The organism is Methylobacterium sp. A52T (genome assembly GCF_053346095.1).
The window spans coordinates 1-4,748 of sequence record NZ_JBKFBI010000237.1; the positions used below are offsets into that span (position 1 = coordinate 1).

Annotated in this window: 4 protein-coding genes and 1 pseudogene; 3 read left to right on the forward strand and 2 right to left on the reverse strand. The window is 73.0% G+C overall.

Going from position 1 to position 4,748, the window contains the following annotated elements; all coding sequences use genetic code 11:
* A partial coding sequence (locus ACLBYE_RS29610; protein ID WP_447696895.1) for a methyl-accepting chemotaxis protein occupies positions 1-710 on the forward strand: 710 nt, incomplete at its 5' end.
* A gap of 318 nt (positions 711-1,028) precedes the next feature.
* Here ACLBYE_RS29610 and ACLBYE_RS29615 read toward each other — a convergent pair.
* Entirely contained in the window at positions 1,029-1,283 is a 255-nt protein-coding gene (locus ACLBYE_RS29615; protein ID WP_026605300.1) for a hypothetical protein, read from the reverse strand.
* A gap of 198 nt (positions 1,284-1,481) precedes the next feature.
* Complete coding sequence (locus tag ACLBYE_RS29620; RefSeq protein ID WP_447696896.1) at positions 1,482-2,312, reverse strand: TrmH family RNA methyltransferase; 831 nt, start codon at positions 2,310-2,312, stop codon at positions 1,482-1,484.
* Between the two features lie 901 nt (positions 2,313-3,213).
* Between ACLBYE_RS29620 and ACLBYE_RS29625 the strand changes: the two genes are divergently transcribed.
* On the forward strand, positions 3,214-4,308 hold the full coding sequence (locus ACLBYE_RS29625) for a replication protein RepA (RefSeq protein WP_447696897.1): 1,095 nt from the start codon (positions 3,214-3,216) through the stop codon (positions 4,306-4,308).
* Between the two features lie 122 nt (positions 4,309-4,430).
* Positions 4,431-4,748, forward strand: a pseudogene (locus ACLBYE_RS29630) (hypothetical protein); the annotation flags it as partial.

The window sequence follows — 4,748 nt, forward strand, 5'->3', positions numbered from 1 at the left end:
TCAGCCGGGCGGTGGCGGTGTCGGCCGATTCGGCCGCCCGCTCGGCCGACACGGTGGCGGCGGCCACCGAGGAGCTCACCGCCTCGGTCCGGGAGATCGGCGTGCAGGTCGGGTCCTCGGCGGACCTCGCGGCGAACGCCACGCGGAGCGCCGACGGCATGGCCGCGGAAGTCCACCGCCTCGCCCAGGCGGCCGGCAGCATCGGGGAGATCGTCGCGATCATCTCGCAGATCGCCGGCCAGACCAACCTGCTGGCGCTCAACGCCACCATCGAGGCGGCCCGCGCCGGGGAGGCCGGCCGCGGCTTCGCGGTGGTGGCCGCCGAGGTCAAGACGCTCGCGGAGCAGACCGCCAGGGCCACCGAGGAGATCGCCGGCAAGGTCGCGGAGATCACCGGATCGACCGAGGCCTCGGTCCGGTCGATCGGCGGCATCACGGCAGTGATCCGCAACCTCGCGCGGATCGGCGCCGAGATCGCCGCCATGGTCGAGCAGCAGGGCGCGGCCACCGCGGAGATCGCCCGGACCACCGCGCAGACCTCGCAGGACACACGCGGCGTCTCGGGCCACATGGCGGGTGTCGGCGCGGCGGCCGGCACGGCGAGCCAGGGCTCCGCCCAGGTGCTGCGGGCGGCGGCCGACCTGTCCCGGCAGGCGGCCGACCTGCGCGGCGCCGTCGAAGGCTTCCTGGCCCGGGTCCGCGCGGCCTGAAGAGAGGCTTCCGGCGGGTCGAGACCCCTGGCGGTGTCGGGAACCGTCTCGGCGCGAGGCGGCCCGGGGATCCGATGACGAGCTTGCGGCCGCCACGACACGCCGCGCTCCCTGGGCGGCACGGCGATCCAGGACTTCGAGGCCGAACGAGCCCACCGCCACGAAGGCCCCGCGCCGGCCGCGAGAGGGCACGGGGACGGTGCACGCCCGGAACCCCGGGGCTTCAGCGCGGGATCCGGGCCGGATCGCCCCCGGTTTCCGGCCCCGTCGGGAATCAGTCGAGAATCAGTCGAGAATCAGTCGGGAATCAGTCGGGAATCAGTCGGGAATCGCGAAGCCGATCGACAGACACAGGGCCGCGACGGCTGTCAGGGCCATGGCGGCCTGACGGACCTGACGCCAGCGCGCGCTGCGCGCGCGCTCCTCCGGGCTGGCGCCGAGCTGGAGCTCGTCGTCGAAGCCCGTCACGAAGGATTCGAAACTCGGGAAGGCGCGCCGCGCGAGCCAGATCCACACGCCGACGGCGATCAGGCCGAGGACCCAACCGCCGTAGGTAAACGCATCGTCCAACATCCGGCGCAGCCCTCGAGACGACGCCCCCCTCGCGACTTATTCTACGGGAAGTTGCGAAGATTGCCTAGGCGGAAGAAGGGCTTCCGGTGGCGGTTCCGTGTTTCCGAACGTGTCTCGCCGGGACCGATCGGGTGCCGGTCCGGCCGCGTCCCCGTCGCGCGTCAGTCACGGCCCCGTCGGGTTCCTGTCGCTCCCCTGTCAGTCTCTCGCGCGGCCGAGGGCGTAGAGGGTGATGGCGGCGGCGTTCGAGACGTTGAGGCTGCGGATCGCGCCCGAGAAGGGGATCCGGGCCAGGACGTCGCAGCAGCCCCGGGTCCGCTCGCGCAGGCCCTTGCCCTCGGCGCCCAGCACGATCACCAGCGGCCGCGCGATCGTCAGCGCGTCGAGGCTCTCGGGCGCGTCCGAATCGAGGCCGACCCGGGTGAAGCCGCGCTCGCCCAGGGCGATCAGGGCCTCGGCGAGGTTCCGGACGGTCACGAAGGGCACGTGCTCCAGGCCGCCGGAGGCGGATTTCGCCAAGACCCCGGTGGCGCCCGGCGCGTGGCGCGCCGTGGTGACGATCCCGGCGACCCCGAAGGCCGCGGCGGTGCGCACGATCGCCCCGACATTGTGCGGGTCCGTGATCTGGTCGAGCGCCAGCAGCAGCGCGTCGGCGGGCAGGTCGTCGAGGCCGGGCGCGGGCAGGGGCTCGGCCTCCAGGTACAGGCCCTGGTGGACGGCGTCCGGGCCGAGCAGGCGGCCGATGTCGCTCGGCCGCACCAGCTCCGGGGTGATCCGCACGGCGCCCCCGAACTCGGCCTCCAGCCGCGCGGCCGCGTTCTCGGTGGCGAGCAGCCGGTGCAGGCCGCGCCGGGCGTTGCCCAGGGCCTGCACCACGGGATGCCACCCGTAGAGCACGGTCGGCCCGTCGCCGCCCTCCTCCCACGGGCGGGACGCCCCGCCCGGGCGACCTCCGGACCGGGGGGCGGGGCGCCGGGGCCGGTTGGGGCGTCCGCCGGGCGGTCGGCTGTCGTCGCGGCGATCGGTCATCGGGCCGCGATCGGCGAAGGGGCCCGGGGCGGGGCGAGGCTGGGCGGGGCGGGGCCGGGCCGGGCGGTTTCGGGCGAGGGGGGCATCGGCGCGCTCTTCTCTGAGGGCCCTGTCGGAAGGAGCCGAGAAACCGGGCGGAATCGCCCGCGTCAAGCCGGCATCGCACCGGGAGCTCCCGGCAGCCCACGGCAACCCTCGGGAGATCCAAGGGGCCGGGACGACCGCGGAGCGCGCCGGCACGGCACCGGATTCCGTCGCCGACCCGTCAAGTCGAGACAGTCCTCCCTCGTAGGAATGTGGAAAACGGACTCATATTCCCTTTGTGACCTGTGCATGTGCGGGCGCGACACGGTCGTTCGTCAGAACGAACGGGCTGATCCGCAGTAGGAAGATTATCTGGAGGAATCTCTCAGAGAGTCAGTTCAGCAAGTTATATGGGGTGGCGAATTCCGCATCTGTGCCATAGGCTTGGCCTGCATCCGCGCATCCGACTCTGCGCCGGCCTGCATCGGACTCTGCGTCGGGGCGTATCCGATTCTGCGCCCGGACGGCCGGTCGACGTATCGGAATCTGCGCGGCTGCGTATCCGATTCGGCGCGAATCCGGGCCCGGAGCAGTGAATAACGGGGACGGATACCCCGCGGTCCCGCGTATCGGACTCTGCGTCGGGTCGCCGGGGGGCGGGGCCCGTATCGAACTCTGCGCGCGCCGACCCGGGAGCCGGCCGGGAAGGGAGCGGTGTCGGCCCGCTTTCCGGCGCGTCCCCGCGACTGGGGAAGCGTGGATTGCCGGGACAAGGCCGATCGGACGGGGGCCGCGGCGGGCGAATCGTGGCATGGCAGGATCGGGCCGTCCGTCCGCCTGGCGGATCGACGGCCCGTGGACCGCGGGCCGAGGGGCGATGAGCATCGAGGAGAAGATCGCCGGGATCCACGACCCGGACCTGCGGGCCGAGATCGAGGCGGCGCGCGGCGGCTTCCTGTTCGCGCAGATCGTCGAGCACGTGCTGCACCGTCAGCGCGAGCGCGACGCGCAGGCCGCCCTCCTGGGGGAGGAGGAGAGCCGCCGGGCCGGGCTGTCCCGCGACCAGCGCCGCCGCGACGCGGTGCGCCTCGTGATCGAGAACGAGCCGGCCGTCCCGTCGAGCCTCCAGCACATCCACTCGGTCCTGGCGCTGTGCGGCCTGCCCTACCGGGACCCCGGGCCGGTGCGGGAATTCTCCCGCAGCTACGGCCGCAACTCGCTCAACCTGATCGCCGGCCGGATCAAGGACCCGGAGACCGGCGCCTTCGAGCCCCAGGGGCTGCCCTACGGCCCGAAGGCTAGGCTGGTGCTGCTGCACCTCTGCACCGAGGCCGTGCGCCAGCGCAGCCCCACCGTGAAGGTGGCCGAGACCCTGTCGGGCTTCATGCGGGAGATGGGCTTCGCGGTCACGGGGGGCGAGCGCGGCACCATCCGCCAGTTCAAGGAGCAGCTGAACCGGCTGGCCGCCTGCTCCATGCAGATCGGCCTCTGGGACGGGCGCGACAGCGCGACCACCCTCAACGTCCCGCCGTTCCGCAGCCTGGAACTGTGGCGCCCCCGCGCCGGGGAGGGGGACGACGAGGCCGGCCGCACGGTGCGCTTCGATCCCGAATTCTACGAGACCCTGATCCGGCACGCCCTGCCGGTGGACCTGCGGGCGGCCCGGGCCTTCTCGGGCTCGGCGCGCAAGCTCGACCTGCTGTTCTGGACCGGCTACCGCCTGCGGTCCCTGCAGCGGCCGCTCCGCCTGACCTGGGCCAACCTCCACGCGCAGTTCGGGGCCGAGAACGCCTCGATCCGCAGCTTCCGTCAGGCGTTCAAGGCCGATCTCGCGCATCTGCGCGAGGTGTTTCCGCGGCTGCCGGTGGTGCTCGACGACGGCGGGCTGACCCTGCACCCGGCCGATCCCAGCACGCTGCTCGTGCCGCCCCGCCCCGCGGCTAAGGGAATACGGAAGCGCCTAAAGGAATAGAACAGGGATCGTTGTCTCTCATTCTTTTAGGGAATGATCACCGGACGAAATATGCGACGGCCGGTATTCCCTGAACGGCGCGGAATGAGCTATGTGTTCCATCCGCCTGGAAGGAACATCACGTGGCCCTGTCGGATTCCGAGATCGCGGCGCGGCTCGCAGCGCTGCGACGCCAGCGCGAGGCGCTCGATCGGGAGATCGCCGATCTTGTCCTCTACCAGGAACTCGGCCGCCGGCTCGCGGCCGGCGGAGCGGCCGCGCGGCCGGACCCGCTCCTGAAGCCCGATCCGCCGGCGCGCCTCGGCCGAGACCTGGCCGACGGGCCGCCCCGGGGGCGGGACGTACGGGACGTACCGGAGGCCCGGTCCGGACCGCCTGCCGACGGGGCGCGCGCGGCCCCCGGACCGCCTGCCGACGGGGCGCGCGCGGCCCCCGGAGCG